A 21,548-nucleotide genomic window follows, 5' to 3' on the forward strand; every position below is an offset into this window, starting at 1 on the left:
TTTGCCGACATCGCCCACCTGCTTGTTCGGCGCTGGAATTCACAGCAGGAAATGATCGATCCACCAGGCCGAACGCCGGGCCAACTCGCCGGACAGCACGCCGTAAACCAGCACCGCGATGCTGCCCGTGAGCCATGAGACGAGCAGCAGCCGGCCATCGCCTTCCAGCAAGGCCAGCGATACCAGCAGCAAGAGCAGTGCGAACACGACGTTGGTGAACGGGATCGGCAGCGCCAGCAGGAAACCCAGCAGCACCAGCAACAAACCGGTGTAGATGCTCGCCAGTGGATGATCGACCAGCCACTCCCAGCGCGGACGCACCCATCGCTCCAGACGCTTGAGCCATGGGTCGAAACGACGTTCGAAGCGAATGATCAACTCGCGATGCGGGCCACGCTTTGCGAGAAATTTCGGCAGCCACACATGTTGGCGCAGGAAGAGCAGGTGCAGACCGACCAGGATGATCACCGGACTGCCAATGACCGCGGCCACGCCCGGGAAAAACGAAGGCGGAATAGCAAGGAAGAGCAACACGCCAAAGCCGCGCTGACCCAGGCCGTCAAGCAATTCGCCTAACGCAAGCAAATCTTTCGGATCGCCCTCGGCCAGTTCATCGAGCAGCGCGCGGGTGCTGGTGCCGCGTTCCGACTCACTCGTCATCGGCTGGTGTTCCAGCGTTCAGACGCACCAACAGCAGTTTGTCGATGCGCGGCCCGTCCAGGTCGACGACCTCGATGCGCCAGCCCGCCCATTCGAAACTTTCACCGACGTGAGGGATGCGCCCGAATTGTGCGATCAGCATGCCGGCGGCGGTGTGGTAATCGTGTTCGTCTTCGTCAGGCAGGCGCGGCGTGCCCAGTACTTCGCGCAGATCATCGACTGGCAGGCTGCCATCGACCAAGAGTGAGCCATCCTCGCGCTGCACGACCATCGGCTCCTTGTCCGGATTTTCGCTGGTTTGCAGGCGGCCCAGCACGGCGCCCATGACGTCATTGATGGTGACCATGCCGGTGATGTCGCCATACTCGTCGACGACCATCGCCAGCGACTGCTGCTCTTCGCGGAAGATCTCGAGGAGCTTCATCGCGTGGGTGGACTCGGATACGAACACCGCTTCGCGCAGATCGCGGAACAGGTCGAGGCGGGTCTGGTCCAGATCGTGCAGCAGGGATTTGACTTCCAACACGCCCAGCACGTTCTGGTCGTTGCCGCGATACACCGGGTAGCGCGAGAACGGCGTCTCGCGCATCGTCGCCAAGTTTTCCTCGAAGTCGGACTCGACATCCAGCCAGGTGATGCGCATTCGCGGCGTCATCAAGCTTTCGGCATCGCGATCGCCCAGGCGCATGACGCGATTCATCATGTTGCGCTCGTCATCGTCGATGACGCCTTGCTCGTGACTTTCCGTCACCAGCATGTGGATCTCTTCTTCGGTGATCGCGCCGCGCGCGTCGTCCTTGATGCCAAGAATGCGCAGCACGCCGCGGTTGATCGCGCCGAGGGCCATCACGACGGGCTTGGCGGCAGTCGCCAGCGCGCTGAGTGGAATCGCAACGGTGGCGGCGATGGCTTCCGGGTTGGTCAGTGCGAGGCGCTTGGGGATGAGTTCGCCGAAGATCACCGAGCCGGCTGTGATCAAGGTCACCGCGGTGCCGATGCCCACCGGACGGGCATATTCGCGTGCATTCGGCCAGACATCGGCCAGCCAGGCGGCGATCTGCTGGCCGATGGCCTCGCCACCGAACACGCCGGTCAACACGCCAATCAGGGTGATGCCGATCTGTACCGTGGACAGCAGGTTGTCCGGATGCTCGGCCAACGCCAGGGCCTTGGCGGCGCCTTTCGACGTTTCGGCCATTTGCTTCAGACGGATCTTGCGCGAGGTGACCAGCGCCATCTCCGACAAGGCGAAGAAGCCGTTGAGCGCGATCAGAGCGACGACGATGACAAGCTCAAGCATGGTGCGTCCGCAGGCCGGAGGTCAGGGAATCGCGGCGCGAAGGGCGCCTGCACGGGTGAGGTTCGTCGTCCATGGGAGTCGGGTTTTATGCGATCGGCATCATAGCAGTGGGCCGGGCCGGGTCATGACGGCCCGCTCACGCCGTCATCTATCCGTCATAATAGGCGGACGCAACGGGCGTTCACCGAGTCAGACACCATGTTCTCACTGCAGACGATCTTCGGTTCCGGCAAACAGTTCTACGACCTGCTGGACGAGGCCGCCGTGGCCGCACACGACAGCACCGAGGCGCTCTACGAGATGCTGAAGTCGCCCGAGAATTACCACGGGCTGGACGCGTTCAAGCTGGCCCGCCAGCGTGAGCGCACGGCATCGGACAAGATCAACCACGCGTTGGTGGACAACTTCATCACCCCGATCGAGCGCGAGGACATCGAGTCGCTCGGCAGCGCGCTGTACAAGATCCCCAAGCAGGTCGAGCGCTTCGCCGACCGCTTTGCGCTGGCCAAGCACCGCTTGGACGGCATCGACTTCGCCCCGCGTGCCGCCATGCTGGAGCAGGCCGCGGGCGTCGTGGTGGAGATGGTGAAAGAGCTTCGCCACATGCGCCTTGAGCCGATGAGCAAGCTCAACGAGCGCCTGCGCTCGATCGAGACCGAGGCGGATCGTCTCATTCTTGAGCTGCACCGCGAGATCTACTCGGGCCGCATGGATGCTGCCGACATGTTCCTGTTGAAAGAGTTTTTCGAGATCCTGGAGAAGGCCATCGATCGCTGCCGTGAGGCGGGCGTGGTGGCGTACCAAATCGTCCTCAAGAACAGCTGACGGGGGCCGCCCATGCTCACCCTCGTGCTGCTGGTGATCCTGGCTGCGTTGATCTTTGAGTTCATCAACGGTTTCCACGACACCGCCAACTCCATCGCCACGGTCGTGGCGACCAAGGTGCTTTCGCCGATGAAGGCGGTGATGCTGGCCGCGATCATGAACCTTGTCGGCGCGCTGATGGGCACTGCGGTGGCCAAGACAATCGCCAGTGGCTTGATCGACACGAATGTCGTCGAAGTGACCTCGCAGGTGATCCTGTGTGCGCTGCTGGGCGGCATCATCTGGAACCTGATCACCTGGTGGAAGGGACTGCCATCTTCGTCATCGCACGCGCTGATCGGCGGCTTGTGTGGTGCGGCGCTGGCCGCTGCCCACAACAACCCCAATGCGCTGATCTGGTCCGAGACCGTCGGCGACTGGACCAAGAACAAGGGCCTGCTCTGGAAGGTGGTGTTGCCGATGGTGACCTCACCCGTCGCGGGCTTCCTGCTGGGCATGTTGATCATGGTGCTGCTGTGGGCATTGATCGCCGCCATGGCCAAAGCAGGCGGCGTGCTGGCCCGACTGGCGCGGCCGCGCTGGGTCAATGCCTTCTTCGGCAAGGCGCAGATCTTCTCGGCTGCGTACATGGGCTACGCGCATGGCCACAACGATGCGCAGAAGACGATGGGCATCATCGCGCTGACGTTGTTTGCGGCAGAGGCGAATGGGTCGTTGAACGACTTGCCGGCTTGGGCATCGTTCCTGCATCCGGCGGGCAGCGATGCGGACATCGCGACCTGGATCGTGATCACCTGCGCGATTGTCATGGCGATGGGTACCGCGGCGGGTGGCTGGAAGATCATCAAGACCCTCGGCCACAAGATGGTGAAGCTGCATCCCATCAATGGTTTTGCTGCGGAAACCGCATCGGCCACCATCCTGACCACGGCTGCGCATTTCGGCATGCCGGTGTCGACCACCCACAGCATCTCCACGGCGATCATGGGCGTGGGCTACGCCAAGAACCCGAAGGCGCTCAAGTTCACCGTGATCGAGCGCATCCTGTGGGCGTGGATTCTGACCATCCCGGCCGCCGGCGGTGTCGCCTATGGCTTGCTGTGGCTGGCTCAGAAGATGGGCTGGGCCTGATCCTTGCCGGCGGGCTTGACGCTCGCCGCCCAAACGCCAAGGCTGTGGCGGATGAAGAAGCCACCAGTCGATCCGCGAGAACGCATCCTGCAAGTCGTGCGGCGTATTCCGCGCGGGCAGGTGTTGGGTTATGGCGAAGTGGCGCGCCGGGCCGGACTACCGGGGCGGGCGCGCCTGGCCGCCAAGGTGCTGTCTGAGAATAATGACCCCGACCTGCCGTGGCACCGCGTGCTGCGCAGTGATGGGCGGATTGCGTTGCCGGCCGGATCAAGCGGCTTCAACACCCAGGTCGAGCGTTTGCGGGCGGAGGGGTTGACGGTGACTGCAGGCCGCGTACGGGGCGCGAAGCCGGCTGCGGATGTCGATGAGTTGGTGTGGGGGCCGCCGCGCTGAGGATTTCATCCTGCGTGGAAGTGCGAGGCCGCTATCATGGCCATCCCTGATGGAGTCCACATGTTCCAGCGCCTTCCCCCGGTAACCCGCGCCCTGCTGATCGCCAACGCCGCTGTCTTCCTGATGCAATGGTTGCTCGGCGAGATGCGCATGAGCCCCTTCATGTTGTGGCCCTTGGGCGATCAATCCGGTGCCCAGTCGTTCATGCCTTGGCAGCTGTTGACCTATGGCTTCATGCACGGCGGTCTGATGCATTTGCTGTTCAACATGCTGGTGCTTTTCATGTTTGGCGCGCCGTTGGAGCATGTCTGGGGACCGAAGCGTTTCCTGCAGTACTACTTGGCCTGCGTGATTGGTGCAGGCCTGTGCCAGCTGGCGGTAGGTTGGTGGATGGTGAGCCAAGGTGGCGCGGCCTATCCGACCGTCGGTGCATCGGGTGGCGTGCTGGGGCTGGTGCTGGGTTATGGCCTGTTGTTCCCGCAGCAGAAGGTGATGATCTTCCCCATCCCTTTCTTCATCCCGGCGAAGATCGCGGTGGTGCTGGTCGGCTTGTTTGCCTTGTTCGCTGGTGTGACCAATACGATGCCGGGTATCGCGCATTTCGCCCACTTGGGCGGGATGCTGACCGGCTGGCTGATGATTCGTTACTGGCGCGGCCAACCGCCGTTTGGCGGCAGGGGCAAACGCAAGCGCCACCTGCGCAGCGTCTGAGCTGTCTGGTCGAAGCAACATCCCCAAATAAAAACGGCGCATCGGAAGATGCGCCGTTTTCGTATCCCCGGGGCCTGATTACCAGACCTTGACTCGGCTCGCGTCGGGCAGGGCCATCGGGCCCGGCACCTTGCACTTGTAGGCCAACGCGAAGCCCGGCTGGTTGGCCAGCGTGGCATTGCTGCGCCACTGTCCTGGCGGCTGGCCGGCCGAGGTGGACAGATAGGTCGCGGCTTCCACGCTCATTTGCTGCGCCCACAGGCGTGCCCAAGCCTCGTAGAAGGCCTTGCGGTTGTCGGTGTTGGCGCCGCGCATGGCCTTGGCCATCGCGGTTTCCGCCAGATCCATGCCCGCGATGTCGCCAAGGGCTTGGTCGCGGACCAGACGGCCATTGACCTTGGCGCCGTTGAGCTTGGGATAGGCCAAGGCGTCGAACTGGCTGCCGGTGCGAGACAGCAAGCCGTTCCACGCGGCGACGTCGGTCGGGGTCCACCAGTCGCGGACCTGATTGTTGGCATCGATCATCCGGCCACGATCATCGACGGCGTGGGTGAGCTCATGGCCGACCAATGCGCCAAAGCTGCCGTAATGCGAGGCCATGTCCTTGGTCATGTCGAGCACGGGCGCCTGCAACACGGCGGCGGTGATGATCAGGCGGTTGTGGGCGATGTCGTAAGCCAGTGCCGGCTCCTGCGGCAGGACGTCCCAGCGGCGCTCTGCGTTGTTGCGGCCGATGCGGCGCATTTCCTCGCGATGGCGCCAGGTCGACGCGATCAGCATGTTGCTGCCGAAGCTGCCGCGTCCCATCGGCTGCACCGTGTAGTCCAGGTCGCGCGACGGTGTGCCGATCTCGATAGCAGTCTTGGCCAGCTTGGCACGTGCCTCGGTCTTGGCGGCTTCGCTCATCCAGGTGTTCGCATCGATGGCGGCAACCAGCGCATCACGGATTTCACCGGCGACGGTTCCGGCACGTGAACGCGTTGCTGCGGGCAGATGGCGTTCCGCGTATTCGCGGCCCAACATCGGGCCAGCGGCCAGGTTGATCGCATCCAGTGTCTGCCGCCACCACGGTAGCGGATCGGTCAGGCCCATCAGGACGCGTCCGTTGAACTCGAAATCGGCCTCGCGGAAGCTCTTTGACAGGTACGGAGCCATGGCCACGCCGACCTGATAGCGCAGGTAGGACTTCCACTGATCGGCCTTGATGCCGCCGATCAAACCGTCCAGTTGCTGGAACAGCGCCGGGTTGGCGATCGACACGACATCATCCTGCACGCCCTGTACCTGGAGGAATTCGGCAAGCTGCAGGTTGCGATATTGCTTCTTGAGATCGGCAATCGGCACCTGCGCATAGTTGCCGCGCGGGTCGCGCAAGGCGGAAAGCGGACGCGATGCGGTGGCGATGCGAGTCTCGAGGTCAAGCACGGATTGCGTTTCGGCCTCCAGCTTGCTGGCCGGCGTGCCGGTCAGGGTGAGGATCTTGCCGACGTAATTGCGGTAGCGCTTCATCAGCGCCTGGGTGTCGGCGTCCTGACGGGTATAGAAGGCAGGATCGGGCAGGGCGGTGCCACCTTGGCCGAAGTAACCGATGTGGCGGTTGAGGTCGTTCAGGTCGACGTCTGCGCCAAAATTGAACACCACCGGGATACCGACCTGGTGCAGCGCGGCGATCGCGGCCGGCACGTCCTTGCCGCGGCGGATGCCGTTGATGCGGGTCAGGAGCGGTGCGATGGAGTTGGCGCCATCGGCTTCGACCGCGGCCTGGTCCAGGCCACTGGCCCAGAAATCGCCCAGCAGCTTTTGCACGTTGTGCTGAGGCGCGGCCATCGCGGCATCCAGCAAATCACGCTGTTGCTGCTCGCTCTGCGCGCGCAGGGTGCCGAGTGCGGTGATCGTCGCCGTGCCAGCGGGGGCTTGCACCGAGCTCAACCAAGCATCGTTGGTCGCACTGTAGAAGTCGCTGCATTCGGCACTGACGGCAGGCGCCTTGGCCTTCTTCGTCGATTTCTTCTTCTGCGCGAAGGCATCGGGGGCAGTCGCAGTGGCGGTCAGGGCCACCAACAAGGCGAGGGCAAGCGGCTTGGCTCGAGACATCATGCAATCCGTGTGGGAAATCTGGTGGAGTCTAACAAGCCGGCGTCGCCCTAGACACGCAGCTTTGTGAACGGGACAGTCGATAGTGAGTGTGCGTACAAGCGAAAGCCCGGCGCTGGGCCGGGCTTCCAAGGTGACGCAGGTAATGCCGGGTCTTACCAGATCACGATCTGGTCATCGCCGCTGCGCACCATCTTGTCGCCGGTCTTGCAGCTGAAGGCAGCAGCAAAGGTCGGCAGGTTGCTCGGCGCACCGATGGCGCGGAAGTTGGCCGGTGCGTGCGAGTCGGTGGTCAGGCGTACGGCCAACTCGTCCGGGGTGAAGTTGCGACGCCACACCGTGGCCCAGTTGGCATAGAAGCGCTGGTCACCAGACAAGCCTTCCACGGCATTGGCAGGCTTGCCACCCAACGAGCGCTGATAGGCGTCATAAGCGATGGCGAGGCCACCCAGGTCGGCGATGTTCTCGCCCAAGGTCAGCTTGCCGTTGACGTGCTTGCCCGGCGCGGCTTCGTAGTCGTTGAACTGCTGCACCAGCTTGTTGGTCAGCGACTTGAAGCCATTGGCATCGGCCTCACTCCACCAGTTCTCGAAGTTGCCGTTCGGGCCGAAGCGGCTGCCCTGGTCATCGAAGCCATGGGTCATCTCGTGGCCGATCACCGCGCCGATGCCGCCGTAGTTGAGCGCGTCATCCGTCTTGCCGTCGAAGAACGGCGGCTGCAGGATGGCGGCCGGGAACACGATCTCGTTCTGCAGCGGGTTGTAATAGGCGTTGACCGTCTGCGGGCTCATGCCCCATTCGCTGCGGTCGACCGGCTTGCCGATCTTCGACAGGCCCCACTTGTAGTTGAACGCGTTCGCCGCCAGCACGTTGCCGATGTAGCTGTCACGGCTGGTGGTCAGGCCCGACCAGTCACGCCACTTGTCCGGATAGCCGATCTTCGGGGTGAAGGCGGCCATCTTCTCGAGCGCCTTCTTCTTGGTGTCGTCCGACATCCAGGCCAGATTCTCGATGCGCACCTTGAAGGCCTCGCGCAGGTTTTTAACCAGCGTTTCCATGCGCGCCTTGGAGTCGGCCGGGAAGGCGACCTTGACGTAGGCTTGGCCGAAGGCTTCGCCAGCCTGGTTTTCGATCGTGCCCAGCACGCGCTTCCAGCGTTCCTTGTTTTCCTTCTGGCCGCGCAGCGCCTTGCCGTAGAAGTTGAAGTTCTCCTGCACGAAGGCATCAGACAGGTAGGGCGATGCACCATCGACCATATGGAAGCGCAGGTAGCTCTTCCACTGATCGGCCGGCACGTCGGCCAGCATTTTGCTCAGCTCGGCGTGGAAGGCGGGGATGGCCAGCGAGAACATCTCTGGCTTGGCGAGGCCTTGCGATTCAAAGAACTTGGACCACGGGAAATTGGGCGAGATCTTGTCGGCATCGGCCACGCTGACCGGGTTGTAGTACAGCGAGACGTCGCGCGAGAGCTCTTCGCTGGACTTCGACGCCTTGGCCAGGCGCGTCTCGAACGCGACGACATCCGCGGCCTGCTTGGCGGCATCGGCGGCCGGCGTGCCGGAGAGCTCCAGCACCTTGGCGACGTGCTGCTGGTAGGCCTCAAGCTTGGCCTTCTTGTCGGCGTCGAAGTAATAGCCCTTGTCGGGCAGGCCCAGGCCGCCCTGCGCGGCGTAGGCGATGTTCATCTTGGAATTCTTGAAGTCGGCTTCCGGACCGAAGCCGAACAACATGCCTTCGCCCTTCGCATACGTCTGGCGCAGGTATTCGGCGATGGTGGCGGTGTCGGTCAGCTTGTCGATTTCAGCCAGATCCGCTTCGATCGGCTTGATGCCCTGCGCATCGATCTTGGCCTGATCCATGCCGGTGGCGTACAGGTCACCGATGATCTTGTCGATGCCGGTGGCGTTCTTCATCGCGGCGGCTTGTTCGGCCAGCTGGTGCTGCACGGCGGTCGAGCGCTCATCCAGCATCTCGAACGCGCCCCAGCTGGTGCGGTCGCCCGGGATCGGGTTGGCGGCCAGCCAGTTCTTGTTGATGTAGTCGCCAAAGTTGGTGCAGGCATTGCCGTTGGCGTCGATGTCGGCAGCCTTGAAGCTGTTCATCGCCGGCAGCTTGGATTCATCCAGCTTGTAGCCGGATTCGGCTGCGGGCGTCGCAGCTGGCGTGGCGGTCGATGCGGCTTCCTGCTTCTGCGGGCAGGCGGTCAACACGGTGGCCACGGCCAGGGCCAGGGTCAGGCGGGGAAGGGCAGTCTTGCGCATTGCGTGGATCCTGTTCAGTCGGCCCGCGGCGCGGGCGTGAACCCGGCACTTTAAGCCGGTGTCTGCCTCTGCATGGGTGTCGAAAGTCATGCTTCATACGGATGCCGTGCTACGGTTTCGGCCTTGTCAAGAAGGGTGAGGCGACACGATGCAAGTGCATTTCCACGGTGCGGCCGGGATGGTCACGGGTTCCATGCACTTGGTCGAGGCGGCCGGCAAGCAGGTCATGCTGGACTGCGGGATGATCCAAGGCACGGTCGAAGCCGAAGCACTCAACCAGGCCGAGTTCCCTTGTGATCCTTCGACGCTGGACGCCCTGGTGTTGTCGCACGCGCATATCGATCATGTAGGCCGCGTGCCGCTGTTGGTCGCGCGCGGTTTTCGCGGGCCGATCTGGGCGCAGGAGGCGACGGCGGAACTCTTGCCGATCATGTTGCTCGATTCCGCCTCCCTGCAGGAATCCGAGGCCGAGCGCCACAACCGCAAGCGCAAGCCGCATGAGCCGGAGATGGTCCCGCTCTACACACGTGAAGATGTGCAAACCGCGCTCGAGCTGGTGAAGCCGCTGCCCTACCACGCGCGCACCGAAATATTGCCGGGCATCGAGATCTACTTCCGCGATGCCGGCCACATCCTCGGCTCGTCCATCGTCGAAGTGTTTGGCGATGGAAGGAAGCTGGTGTTCTCCGGCGACTTGGGCCCGAAAGGCACGCCCATCCTGCGAGACCCGGAAAGCGTCGAGCAAGCCGACCTGGTCTTGATGGAATCGACCTACGGCGATCGCAACCACCGTGATCGCGCCGAGACCATTCGCGAGCTCGGCGGCATCCTGGATGAGGCCTGGCGGGAGAAAGGCAACGTGCTGATCCCGGCCTTCGCCGTGGGCCGCACGCAGGAGCTGCTGTATTGGTTTGCGCGCCACTGGGATGAGTGGCAGATGTCGCGATGGCAGATCTTTCTCGACAGCCCGATGGCGGGGAAAGTCGTCAAGGTCTACGACCATCACCACGACTTGTTCGATGCCGATGCGCAAGCCGTCTGGCGCGGCACGCCCAATCCGTTTCGCCTGCCCAATTTGCACGTGACCGAATCGCCGGACGAATCCATGGCGATCAATCGCATCGAGGGTGGCGCGATCATCATCGCCGGCAACGGCATGGCCAGTGGTGGCCGCATCCTGCATCACCTCAAGCACAACCTCGGTCGTCGGCAAGCGCACGTCGTGTTTGTGGGCTATCAGGCGCAAGGCACGCTCGGTCGTCGATTGGTGGATGGCGCCAAGTGGGTACGCATCCACGGCCGCGACTATCGCGTCAATGCACAACGTCACACCGTGGGTGGGTTGTCCGCGCACACCGATCAACGAGGCCTGCTCGCTTGGTATGGCGCCTTCCAACCATCGCCGCCGGTGGTGCTGGTGCATGGCGAAGACACCGCGCGTGAAGCGCTGGCAGGCGAAATCCATGAGCGTCACGGCATCGAAGCCGAACTCGCCCAGCCCGGAATGACCTTGCAAGTGTGATGTCACTGGAGAGCCGTGATGAGCGAACCCAAGACCCGACCCACAGCGCAATCACTGGATGACTTCATCGCCCAACAACCCGAGGCGCGGCGCGAGGAATGCGCGGCGCTGGACTCGCTGATGCGCAAGGCCACCGGCGAGGACGCGGTGATGTGGGGAAATATCGTCGGTTATGGTCGCTACGCATACAAGCGTAGTGACGGCAAGCGCTACGAATGGCCGATCACCGGTTTCTCGCCGCGCAAGCAAGCGCTGACCGTCTACGTGATGCCCGGCTTTGATCAGCAGGAAGACCTGATGTCCAAGCTCGGCAAGCACACCACTGGCAAGTCCTGTCTCTATATCAAGCGTCTTGCCGACATCGACATGAAAGTGTTGGCCAAGATCGTCGCGGCAGGCGTGCGGGCGATGGCACCGCAGCGCATCCGCAAGACGGAGTGACTTTCGGCCCGGGCGCAGCTCGATGCAGCCCGGTAGCGTGGCGACATCCACTGGGGAATCGCCATGCTGAAATTGCAGAACCTGACCAAGACCTATGCCAACGGCGTGCGCGCCCTTGATGGGGTGAGCCTCGACATCCCGCGCGGCATGTTTGGGCTGCTGGGGCCGAACGGTGCGGGCAAATCCTCGTTGATGCGTACCCTGGCCACCTTGCAGGCGCCGGACAGCGGCACGGCCTCGATGGAGGACGGCAGCGGCGGGCAGATCGACATGCTGCGCGACAAGGATGCGGTGCGTCGCCAACTGGGCTATCTGCCGCAGGACTTTGGTGTGTATCCGAAGGTCAGCGCGATTGACCTGCTGGATCATTTCGCCGTGCTGAAGGGACTGAGCGCGCGCGGCCCGCGTCGCGAGATGGTGGAGTCCCTGCTGCAGCAGGTGAACCTGTGGGATGCGCGCAAGCGCAAGCTGGGCACGTTCTCCGGCGGCATGCGCCAACGCTTCGGCATCGCGCAAGCCTTGCTGGGTGCGCCGCGATTGGTGATCGTCGATGAGCCGACGGCGGGCCTGGACCCGGAGGAGCGCAACCGCTTCCTCAACCTGCTGGCGGAGATTGGCGAAAGCGTGGCCGTGATCCTGTCCACGCATATCGTCGAGGACGTCACCGACCTGTGCCAGTCGATGGCCATCATGAATCGCGGCCAGGTGCTCCTGACCGGTAGTCCGGCGGATGCGATTGCCGAATTGGATCAATGCATCTGGAAGAAGCGCATCGACAAGAGCCAACTGGAAGCGCATCGCGGTCAGTTCAATGTGCTCTCGACACGCCTGGTGGCCGGCATGCCGGTGATCCACGTGTTCGCCAAGGATCGCCCGGACCAAGGCTTCGAGTTGGTCGATCCGGGTCTGGAGGACGTCTACTTCCTCAAGCTGCGCCAGCAGCAGATGGCAGCCTGAGGCGCGACCGATGATCACCGAGATCTTCCGCTTCGAATTGCGCGAACAGTTCCGCTCGCCGCTGTTCTGGATCGTCGCCGTGTTGTTCCCGCTGCTGGGCTTCGCTTTGATGTCGCTCGAGGCGGCATCGCTGATCGGCGGCATGGGCAACATCCATAGGAACGCACCGACGGCGATCGTGGCCGCCATGACAACGCTGACACTGTTCGGCTTGTTGATGGTGACCATGTTGGTCAGTGCCGCATTACTGCGCGACTTCGACCAGAACACTGCCGAGCTTTATTTCTCCACGCCGATCAAGCCGCGCCAGTACCTGGCCGGCCGATTGGGTGCGGTGCTGGCGGCCTCCTTCGCGATCTACGTGCTGCTGGCGTTCGCGATGTACGTGGCGCAGTTCATGCCGTGGATCGATGCGTCGCAGCTCGGGCCTAAATCGCTCGGTCCTTACATGTGGTCGCTGGCGGTCATGGTGTTGCCCAACCTGCTGTTCACCGGCATGTTGCTGGCGTTGTTGGCCGTCGTCACGCGCTCCATCCTGTGGGTGTACATCGGCGTGCTGGGTTTCATCACGTTGTGGGCGGTATCGCAGGGGCTGTTGTCGAATGTCGACAACGTCTGGTTGGTCTCGCTCATGGAGCCGCTGGGCATTCGCGCGTTCGGCCGCACCATTCGCTATTGGTCGGCAGCCGAGCGCAACACGCTATTGCCGCCACTTACGGGCTATCTGCTGGGTAATCGTGCCTTGTGGCTGGGTGTTTCGGTCTTGTTGGCCGGCGCCGTGTTCGCGTTGTTCCGCACCGAGCGCACCGGCAGTGGTCGTGGCTGGCGCAAGCGCAAGCGGGCGCACGTCCCGATGGTGGCTTTGCCGGCGAAGCCGCTCCCGCGCGTGCAACCGAGCTTCCGCCCATCGACCGGCCTCAGCCAGTTGTGGAAGCAATTGCGTTTCGATGTATCGAGCGTGATGAAGGGCATTCCGCTCATCGTGATGTTGTTGTTCGGCTTGGCGAATTTCATCGGCTCCAGCACCAACATGCAGTCGATGTACGGCACCGCCATCCATCCGGTCAGCTCCGCGATGGCCTCGCTGCTGCAGAACAGCTACAGCTTCCTGTTGATCATCGTCGTGCTGTTCTACGCAGGCGAACTGGTCTTCAAGGAGCGCCAGGCCAAGATGCAGGACGTCACTGACGCGATGCCGGTGCCCAACTGGATGCCGATGCTGTCGAAATTGCTGGCGTTGCTGTGCGTCATCGTGCTGTTCCAATCCATCGGCATGTTGGCTGGGATGCTGATGCAGCTGGCGAAAGGGCACATCGCGTTGGAGCCGCTGACCTGGGCCAAGATCCTTCTCACTGGCTGCGTGCCCTTCGTGCTGATGGGTGGGCTGGCCTTCGCCGCGCAGGTAATCACCAACAACAAGTTCGCCGGTTACGGGGTGATCGTGTTGGTGTTGATCGCGCAGGCCGCCTTCGGCGCGCTCGGCTTCGAACACAACCTCTACAACTTCGGTAGCTGGCCGAATGCACCTTGGTCGGACATGAACGGGTTTGGTCATTTCCTGCGTGGTCAGTTCGCATTCCAGGGTTACTGGCTGGTGTTCATGGGTGCCTTGTTGTTGTTGGCTGCCGCTTTCTGGGTGCGTGGTGTAGATGGGGGCTTGCGCCAACGGCTACGCGTAGCTGGAGAGCGCCTGCGCGGCCCACTGGGTATTGCTACTGTCTCGGCATTCGCGCTTTTTGCGGCGATTGGTGGCTGGTTGTACTGGAACACCAATGTGCTCAACGAGTATCGCTCATCGGATGATGTCGAAGACTTGCAGGAGCGCTACGAGCGCGACTTCCGCAAGTACGAAAACCTGCCGCAGCCGAAGGTGCTGTCATCGAATGTCGATGTCGATCTGTGGCCAGAGAAGCAATCCATGCAGGCCGAAGGTCGCTGGCGCATCGTCAACCCGCATGCCACGCCGATCAGCGACATCCACGTGCAGATGGGTGATTTCCGCGATTTGGTATCGATCGACTTCGGCGGCCAGGTGCTGAAGCTGGATGACAAAGCGCTCAACTACCGCATCTATCGCCTCGACAAACCCATGCAGCCGGGCGAGGAGCGCGAGATGCGCTTCCGTGTCAACTACCACCCGCGCGGCATCACCAATGCGACGGCGCAGACGCAGCTGGTCGAAAATGGCAGTTTCTTCAATAGCCGCTTGTTCCCACAATTCGGTTACGACCCGGGCGACGAGCTGCAGGACAAGAACGAGCGACGCAAGCGGGGCTTGGGCGAACCGCGTCGCATGGCGAAGCTGGAGGATGTCTCCGCCCGCCAGCGTAATTATCTGACCGACGACGCCGACTGGATCGACTTTGCCACCACCATTTGCACCGCGCCCGACCAAGTCGCGTTGGCGCCGGGCTACCTCAAGCGCGAGTTCAAGCGCGAGGGTCGTCGTTGCTTCAGCTACGAGATGGACCAGCCGATGCTGGATTTCTACGCGTATCTTTCCGCGCGTTGGCAGGTCAAGCGTGGCACGTACAAGGACATCCCGATCGAGGTCTATTTCGACCCGCGCCATGGCTACAACGTGGATAGGATGATCGAAGCCGTGCAGAAGTCGCTGGCGTATTACGAAGCGAACTTCGGCCCCTACCAGCATCGTCAAGTGCGCATCATCGAGTTCCCGCGCTATGCTAGTTTCGCGCAGGCCTTCGCCAACACCATCCCGTACTCGGAGTCGGTGGGCTTCATCGCCGACGTTCGTGACCGCAACGAAGTCGACTACGTCTTCTACATCACCGCGCATGAAATCGCGCACCAGTGGTGGGCGCATCAGGTGATCGGCGCAGATGTGCAGGGCGCGACCGTAATGTCCGAATCCCTCGCGCAGTATTCCGCGTTGATGGTGATGGAGAAGGAATACGGCCGCGACAACATGCGTCAGTTCCTGAAGTACGAGCTGGATCGTTACCTTGGCGCACGTGGCGCGGAACGTCTGGAAGAACAGCCGCTGTACCGCGTCGAAAACCAGCAATACATCCATTACGAGAAGGGCTCGCTGGTCTTCTACCGACTGCGTGACGAGCTGGGCGAAGCCAAGCTCAATCGCGCCATCAAGCGCTTCCTCGACAAGCACAAGTTCGGGGCGGTGCCGTATCCGACCACGCTCGACTTCCTCAAGGAAATTCGCGCCGAGGCCACGCCTGCGCAGCAGCAACTCATCACCGACCTGTTCGAGAAAATCAGCTTCTATGACAACCGGGTGGTAGAGGCGACGGCGAAGAAGCGCCCCGATGGCCAATACGACGTCACCCTGAAGCTGCATGCCGACAAGCGTTACGCGGACGGGCAGGGCAAGGAAACCGCCGGCCAGCTGGATGATTGGGTGGACATCGGCGTGTTTGCCAAAGGCAAGACCGACAAGGAAAGGGACCAGCGCGTGCTGTACCTCAAGCGTCACCACATCACTCAGGCCAATCCGGAGCTGACGGTCACGGTGGACGCGCTGCCGATCGAAGCCGGCTTCGACCCCTATAACAAGCTGATCGACCGGGTGTCTTCGGACAATCGGAAGAAGGTGACGCTGCGCTGAGCGCGCCGGGGTGGCGGGCACATGAATGGGGGAAACCCTGTACAATGCCCGCCATCAGCGCACGGCCGGTCCGTTTTCCACGGCAGCCCGCTCTTGGCCTTCTCGGCCATCGGCCTCTCCCGCACGTCTTTCGTTGCGCTGGCACACCCGGCCTTCCGGCCTTGGTGTCACCCCGTTACTCGCAGCGCGGCATGGAAAGCTCCGGGTAAGCCCTGCATCCCATTTTGGGATGCGGTGACTCGTTACCTTGGAGTTCCCAATGACGTTCGAAACCCTCGGGCTTTCGCCCGCCGTGTTGCGTGCGCTGGCTGATGCCGGCTACGACACCCCGACCCCGATCCAGCAGCAGGCCATTCCGCTCGTGCTTGCTGGCCATGACCTGCTCGGCGCTGCCCAGACCGGCACCGGCAAGACTGCCGCGTTTGGTTTGCCGATGCTGCAGCGCCTGGCCAAGCAGACCCCGCCCAAGGGGCCGCGCAAGCCGCGCGCGCTGGTGTTGGTACCCACGCGCGAACTCGCCGTGCAGGTCGCCGACAACCTGAAAATCTATGCGCGTCATTTGCGCCTCAACGTGACGATGCTGTTTGGCGGCGTCGGCATGCAGCCGCAGATCGATGCCCTGCATCGCGGCGTGGACGTGCTGGTCGCGTGCCCGGGCCGTTTGCTTGACCACATGGAGCGCGGCACTGCCAAGCTCGACGCGATCGAGGTGTTGGTGATGGACGAAGCCGACCGCATGTTGGACATGGGCTTCTTGCCCGCGATGAAGCGCATCCTCAATCGCCTGCCGGCCAACCGTCAGTCGTTGATGTTCTCGGCCACGTTCGAGCCGCGCATCAAGGCGTTGGCGCTGGATTACCTGCGCAATCCGCAAGAAGTGCAGGTAGCCACGCAAAACGCCATCGCCGACACCATCGTGCACCGCGTGCACCCGGTCGATTCGAAGAAGAAGCGTGATCTCTTGGTTGAAATCCTGGCCGAGCGCCATACCGACCGCGTCCTGATCTTCGGCAAGACCAAACATGGCTGTAACCGTCTGGCCGAGCAGCTGGAAGCCGCCGGTTTGCCGGCGCTCGCCATCCACGGCAACAAGAGCCAAGCCGCGCGCCAGAAGGCATTGGATGCGTTCAAGTCGGGTCGCACTCGCATCCTGGTCGCGACCGACGTGGCCGCGCGTGGCCTCGACATCCCGGCGCTGCCGCTGGTGATCAACCATGACTTGCCGATGGTGGCGGAAGACTACGTGCATCGCATCGGTCGCACCGGTCGCAATGGCATGGACGGCGAAGCGCTGTCGCTGGTCTCGCCGGAAGAAGGCGCATTGCTGCGCCAGATCCAGCGCCTGCTCAAGGCCGACATCACCATCGAAAACGTGAAGGGCTTTGAGCTGGGCCGCCAGCTGCGTCTCGATGTGCCGATGCCGTCGAATGGCGGTCGTCGTTCGCAGGGCAATTCGCGTGGTGGCCAGCAGACGCCGCGCAAGCCCGGCGGCGCGAAGCCGGCGCATCGTCCGCACGGCAAGCCTCAGGCCGCCGGTGCCAAGGCGCATGCCGGCCCGAAGCCAGCGCAGCGTCGTCGTCCGCGTCCGGCCGCCTCGGCTTGATCGGCACGCAGCATCGCGCCACAAAAAACGCCGGCTTCTGCCGGCGTTTTCTTTTCAGGGGGATGTCGAATCTCAGCCTTTCGATGCGATCCAGCGGTCGATCTTCGCTTCCAGCACGTCGAGCGGCAGCGAACCATCCTTCAACACTTCGGCATGGAATTCGCGCGGGTCGAAGCGTTCGCCCAGCTTCGCCTGCGCACGCTTTTTCAGCTCCTGCATCTTCAACTCGCCAATCTTGTAAGCGAGCGCCTGCCCCGGCCAGGCGATGTAGCGCTCGGCTTCGGCGGTTGCCTGCGTTTCGCTTTCGGCGGAGTTGTCGAGCATGTACTTGATCACTTGCTCGCGTGTCCAGTTCTTGCTGTGCAGACCGGTGTCCGTGACCAGGCGAATCGCGCGCCAGAGTTCGTTCTGCTTGTAGCCAAAGTAATCGTACGGGTCGGTGTAGACACCCAGCGCCTTGCCGAGGGATTCCGCGTACAGGCCCCAGCCTTCGATGTAGGCCGTTTGTCCACCGAAGCGACGGAAGGCCGGCAGGCCCTTCAATTCCTGTTGCAGGGCGATCTGGAAATGGTGGCCGGGCACGGCTTCGTGCAGATACAGATCTTCGGCATCCCAACGCTTGCGCGTCGGCAAGTCATAAGTGTTGACGTAGAAGATGCCGGGGCGCGTGCCGTCTTCGCTCGGGCCTTGGTAGGAGCCACCGGCCGCGGATTTGGCGCGGTAGGCCTCGACCGGACGGATCTCGAAGCCCGCCTTCGGCAGCAGCGAAAACTGCTCGCGCACGCGCTGGTCGATCTTTGCTTCCAGCCCGCGGTAGTGCTTGAGCAGTTCTTCTTCCGATGCGTACTCAAAGCGCTTGTCGGTGCGCATGAAGGTGAAGAACTCCTGCAGCGATCCCTTGAAGCCGACGTCCTTCATCACCTGGCGGATGTCGCCATGGATGCGCGCGACTTCGTCCAGGCCGATCTGGTGGATCTCGGCAGGCGTGAGGTTGGTCGTCGTGGTCTGGCGCACGTTGAAGGCGTACCAGTCGGCGCCATCGGGTAGCTTGTCCATGCCAACGCTCTGGCGCGTGGCAGGCAGGTACTCGTTGTTGATGAAGTCGCGCAGTTTCTTGAACGAAGGCAGCATCCCGCCATTGATCATCGTGCGGTAGGCATCCGTCAGGCGGGCCTTGTCGGCGGCGCTGAAATCCGCCGGCATCGATTGGATCGGCCCCCAAAACAGGGTGTCTTCCGCCTTGGGTTTGAGCAAGGCATCGATCTGCGGCACCACCTTCACCATCAACGCGCGCGGCTGCACCACGCCTGCCCTCATGCCTTCGCGCATGTTGTCGATGGCGCTATCCACTAATACCGGGAACTGACCGCCACGGGCCAGCCAGTTGTCGTAATCCTTCACCGTCTTGAACGGTTGCGCGCCCGTACCCGAACCGAGCATGGCCGCATACGTGACGATGCTGCCCATCTGGTTGACCGGCATCATCCAACCGGGGAAACGTTCGCCCGCCAGTCCGTCCTTGGCTTCGTTGACGAAAATTTCGTAACTGACGAGGTCCTGGCCCTGCAAGCCGTCGGGACCGATGGCCTCGACGCGCGACAGCCAACGCTGGGTAAAGGCGCGGGCCTCGTCGCGGAATGCCTTCGTGTAGAAATTCGGCATCTGGTCGTTGTAGCGATTGTCGCCCTGGAACGTGGCCTGCACCGGATTCATCTTCAGCACTTCTTCCCAGTACTCGGCGTAGAGCTTGTCCAGCTGCGCGGCCTTGTCGGTGGCCGGTGCGGTCGATGACGAGGCCGACGGCATGGTGCCGGATTCAGAGGCGGGCAGGGTGGCGCAGCCCGCACTCGCCAAGGCGAGGGAAACGGCTAACGGTAGGATCAATGGACGCAACGACATGGCAGGATTCCTCGCGAGTGAACCCCGAGTGTCCGTCAGTGCGGTGGGAGCGGCAAGTGACGGAAGTTGGGTGCCGCTCAGTCGACGCGCGGTGCCGGCGAGAACGGAATTTCCTCGGGCGACACCGCGCCGCCGGAGATGATGAAGCTCATCGCTTGGTCCACCGTCCAGTCGGTCATCGTCAGCTTCTCGACCGGGACGATTTCCAAATAGCCGGACGTCGGGTTGGGCGTGGTCGGGACATAGACGGCAGCGAGTTCGCGCCCGGTGCCGACTTCGCGCACCACCTTGGTGACGAAACCCAGTGTTTTCATGTCGGCATTCGGGAAATCGATCAACACCACGCGCTGGCTGCCATCGGGCGAGGTTTGCAGGATGTCCAGCAGCTTGCGTGCGCTGCCGTACACGGTGTTCGCCAGCGGAATGCGTGCGATGAGGGCTTCGAACCAGCGCAGCAAGGTCTGGCCGACCACGCGCGTGGCGAGGATGCCGACCAGAAGGATGACGAGGATGGTGCCGACCAGCGCAATCGCGAAACGCGCCCAGGGATCGTCCACCCAGCCGAGCGTCTGCGGCCATTGCGCCGCGATGCTTGAAAGCAGCGGCTGTGCCCAAGGCTGGCTGACATCCGAGAGCATCACGAACACGAACCGCACCACGACCCAGGTCAGCCAGAGCGGCAGCAAGGTCAGGAGGCCGGTCAGGAACAAGCGGGCAAGGCGGGACTTGGGGGCGGGCGTGGCCATTTGAGCATTCTATGCGGTGGCCGCCGCGCAGTGACATCGGCAATACTCGGCTTGGGCAAGCAATCAGCGAGTGAGTGCATGGAAAAGTGGTTCAGAGGGATCTTCGCCGGCGGTGGCATCGCGCTGCTCGTGCTCGCATTGGTGTGGGGAATGTCGAAGCTGATCGGTCCCAGCCGCATGGAGCGCGCGGCGTTGGCGACGATGTCGGAGCCGGTGCAGTTCACTGGCCGCAATGCCTATCCCGCGATCTGGCTGATGGATTACCCCGTGCCAGCAGCTGAAATGGATTCGGTGATGGCGGAGGATGTTCGGCGGGTGGCCGATGCGCCCCTGCAGACGCCTGATGGAAAATTTTCGGTGTCCACCGTGGTCGCGGCTGGGCGCTTTCAGTCCGATCAACCCGATCAGGCTGCGCGTGTGCGCTTGTGCAAGCCAAGCGAAGACTGCCTTGCGAAGGTGCGCGGTGATTTGACGGGCTTCGGAAAATGGGTGGATCAACATGCCGCGTGGTTCGCACGCGCCGAGCTGGCCACGCATGCTGATCAACTGCGCAATCCGTTCCCGCCCCGTGTGGATATGCCGCTTCCGTCTTTCGTCTCGGTGTATGCCCCTGCCACCCAACTTGCCCTGCGCTTTGCACAGGGCGATCGTGAAGCGGCGATTTCATCGACCTGTCAGCTGATGGTGGATTGGCGGACATTGGGCGCGAATACCGACATGTTGATTGCCTGGGCCGTGGCCCGCGGATATGGCGCGGAAGGTTACGGAAAATTGCTGGCGCAGATGTTGGCGGAGATGCCTGTTGACCAGCCGCTGCCTGCGGAATGTCGGGATGCGTTGACGCCACCCGCTGCCGCGGAAATTTCCATGTGTGCGGCGATGCGGGGTGAGTTCAATCACATCAGCCGGACGATGGCATCGATGATGGAAATCGAGTCACGAAAGAACGGGTTCAAGCAAAAGGTGTTCTTCGACGCAGACATGACCAAGGCGATGACGGCGGTGCCGATGGCAAAGTATTGCGCCGAGGAGACGAATGCCGCGTTTGCTGCCGACAAGACGCCCGACCAGGCAGAGGAGCCTGGGATGTACAGGTTGCAGTGTGTATCGAATGCAATCGGCTGCATCTTGTCCCGCATTGCTGCGCCGGGCTACCAAGGCTTCGAGCTGGGGCATCGCGATGGGTTGGCGATGAAGCGTGCCTTGGCCGCACTGGCCTGGTGGCGCAATCAGCCTGATGGCTTGAGCGACCCTGCGGCGACCTTGGCAAGGATGCCGGCCGAGTATCGCGCCGCCGCACATCCGCTTCGATTGAATGAGGATAAAACCGCGCTCATCCTGCCCAGGTTGCAGGACAAGAAGGAAGAGATGGTCTTGCCGTTGCCGGGCACGCGTATCCCGGCGATCACGCGCTGACGA

Annotated in this window: 16 protein-coding genes; 10 read left to right on the forward strand and 6 right to left on the reverse strand. The window is 62.7% G+C overall.

Features of this window, described 5'->3' with window-relative positions:
• Nucleotides 1-39 precede the first annotated feature (39 nt).
• Nucleotides 40-660, reverse strand: coding sequence for an exopolysaccharide biosynthesis protein (locus BW989_RS01940; RefSeq protein WP_076584803.1), 621 nt, complete (start codon nt 658-660; stop codon nt 40-42).
• The gene (locus BW989_RS01945) at nt 650-1,960 is read right to left on the reverse strand and encodes a hemolysin family protein (protein WP_076584804.1); all 1,311 of its coding nucleotides are present in this window, start codon (nt 1,958-1,960) and stop codon (nt 650-652) included. The genes BW989_RS01940 and BW989_RS01945 overlap by 11 nt, the downstream gene beginning before the upstream one ends.
• A gap of 198 nt (nt 1,961-2,158) precedes the next feature.
• Between BW989_RS01945 and BW989_RS01950 the strand changes: the two genes are divergently transcribed.
• The 4 genes from BW989_RS01950 to BW989_RS01965 are packed head-to-tail and all read left to right on the forward strand — an operon-like array spanning nt 2,159 to nt 5,020.
• Nucleotides 2,159-2,785: a DUF47 domain-containing protein gene (locus tag BW989_RS01950; protein ID WP_076584805.1), complete on the forward strand. Its 627-nt coding sequence runs from the start codon at nt 2,159-2,161 to the stop codon at nt 2,783-2,785.
• A 12-nt stretch (nt 2,786-2,797) separates the two neighbouring features.
• Nucleotides 2,798-3,916 carry an inorganic phosphate transporter gene (locus BW989_RS01955; RefSeq protein ID WP_076584806.1) on the forward strand — a complete coding sequence of 373 codons (1,119 nt, stop codon included), beginning with the start codon at nt 2,798-2,800 and terminating at the stop codon, nt 3,914-3,916.
• Between the two features lie 51 nt (nt 3,917-3,967).
• Nucleotides 3,968-4,309, forward strand: a complete 342-nt coding sequence (locus BW989_RS01960; protein WP_076584808.1) for an MGMT family protein — start codon at nt 3,968-3,970, stop codon at nt 4,307-4,309.
• A 60-nt stretch (nt 4,310-4,369) separates the two neighbouring features.
• The gene (locus BW989_RS01965; protein ID WP_076584810.1) at nt 4,370-5,020 is read left to right on the forward strand and encodes a rhomboid family intramembrane serine protease; all 651 of its coding nucleotides are present in this window, start codon (nt 4,370-4,372) and stop codon (nt 5,018-5,020) included.
• 78 nt (nt 5,021-5,098) lie between these two features.
• Here the strand turns inward: BW989_RS01965 and BW989_RS01970 are convergent, their stop codons facing one another.
• Together BW989_RS01970 and BW989_RS01975 are read right to left on the reverse strand one after the other, a co-directional pair.
• Nucleotides 5,099-7,114: a M13-type metalloendopeptidase gene (locus BW989_RS01970; RefSeq protein ID WP_076585278.1), complete on the reverse strand. Its 2,016-nt coding sequence runs from the start codon at nt 7,112-7,114 to the stop codon at nt 5,099-5,101.
• A 155-nt stretch (nt 7,115-7,269) separates the two neighbouring features.
• Nucleotides 7,270-9,351: a M13 family metallopeptidase gene (locus BW989_RS01975; protein ID WP_207551606.1), complete on the reverse strand. Its 2,082-nt coding sequence runs from the start codon at nt 9,349-9,351 to the stop codon at nt 7,270-7,272.
• Nucleotides 9,352-9,523: 172 nt separating this feature from the next.
• Between BW989_RS01975 and BW989_RS01980 the strand changes: the two genes are divergently transcribed.
• The 5 genes from BW989_RS01980 (at nt 9,524) to BW989_RS02000 (ending at nt 17,484) form a co-directional block, all read left to right on the forward strand.
• Nucleotides 9,524-10,897, forward strand: coding sequence for an MBL fold metallo-hydrolase RNA specificity domain-containing protein (locus BW989_RS01980; RefSeq protein WP_076584814.1), 1,374 nt, complete (start codon nt 9,524-9,526; stop codon nt 10,895-10,897).
• 18 nt (nt 10,898-10,915) lie between these two features.
• Nucleotides 10,916-11,338: a DUF1801 domain-containing protein gene (locus BW989_RS01985; RefSeq protein WP_076584816.1), complete on the forward strand. Its 423-nt coding sequence runs from the start codon at nt 10,916-10,918 to the stop codon at nt 11,336-11,338.
• A gap of 63 nt (nt 11,339-11,401) precedes the next feature.
• Nucleotides 11,402-12,295 (forward strand): ABC transporter ATP-binding protein, encoded by an 894-nt coding sequence (locus BW989_RS01990; protein WP_076584817.1) that lies wholly within the window; start codon nt 11,402-11,404, stop codon nt 12,293-12,295.
• A gap of 10 nt (nt 12,296-12,305) precedes the next feature.
• Nucleotides 12,306-15,881, forward strand: coding sequence for an ABC transporter permease/M1 family aminopeptidase (locus BW989_RS01995; protein ID WP_076584819.1), 3,576 nt, complete (start codon nt 12,306-12,308; stop codon nt 15,879-15,881).
• Nucleotides 15,882-16,140: 259 nt separating this feature from the next.
• The gene (locus BW989_RS02000; RefSeq protein WP_076584821.1) at nt 16,141-17,484 is read left to right on the forward strand and encodes a DEAD/DEAH box helicase; all 1,344 of its coding nucleotides are present in this window, start codon (nt 16,141-16,143) and stop codon (nt 17,482-17,484) included.
• 72 nt (nt 17,485-17,556) lie between these two features.
• On the opposite strand, the gene BW989_RS02005 is transcribed toward BW989_RS02000, so the two are convergent.
• Together BW989_RS02005 and BW989_RS02010 are read right to left on the reverse strand one after the other, a co-directional pair.
• Nucleotides 17,557-19,383: a DUF885 domain-containing protein gene (locus BW989_RS02005; protein ID WP_076584823.1), complete on the reverse strand. Its 1,827-nt coding sequence runs from the start codon at nt 19,381-19,383 to the stop codon at nt 17,557-17,559.
• Nucleotides 19,384-19,460: 77 nt separating this feature from the next.
• Nucleotides 19,461-20,129, reverse strand: coding sequence for a DUF502 domain-containing protein (locus tag BW989_RS02010; protein ID WP_076584825.1), 669 nt, complete (start codon nt 20,127-20,129; stop codon nt 19,461-19,463).
• Nucleotides 20,130-20,207: 78 nt separating this feature from the next.
• On the opposite strand from BW989_RS02010, the gene BW989_RS02015 reads away from it, so the two are divergent.
• Nucleotides 20,208-21,545: a hypothetical protein gene (locus BW989_RS02015; RefSeq protein ID WP_076584827.1), complete on the forward strand. Its 1,338-nt coding sequence runs from the start codon at nt 20,208-20,210 to the stop codon at nt 21,543-21,545.
• Nucleotides 21,546-21,548 lie beyond the last annotated feature (3 nt).

The organism is Solilutibacter tolerans (assembly GCF_900155935.1).
Taxonomy (GTDB): Bacteria; Pseudomonadota; Gammaproteobacteria; order Xanthomonadales; family Xanthomonadaceae; genus Solilutibacter; species Solilutibacter tolerans.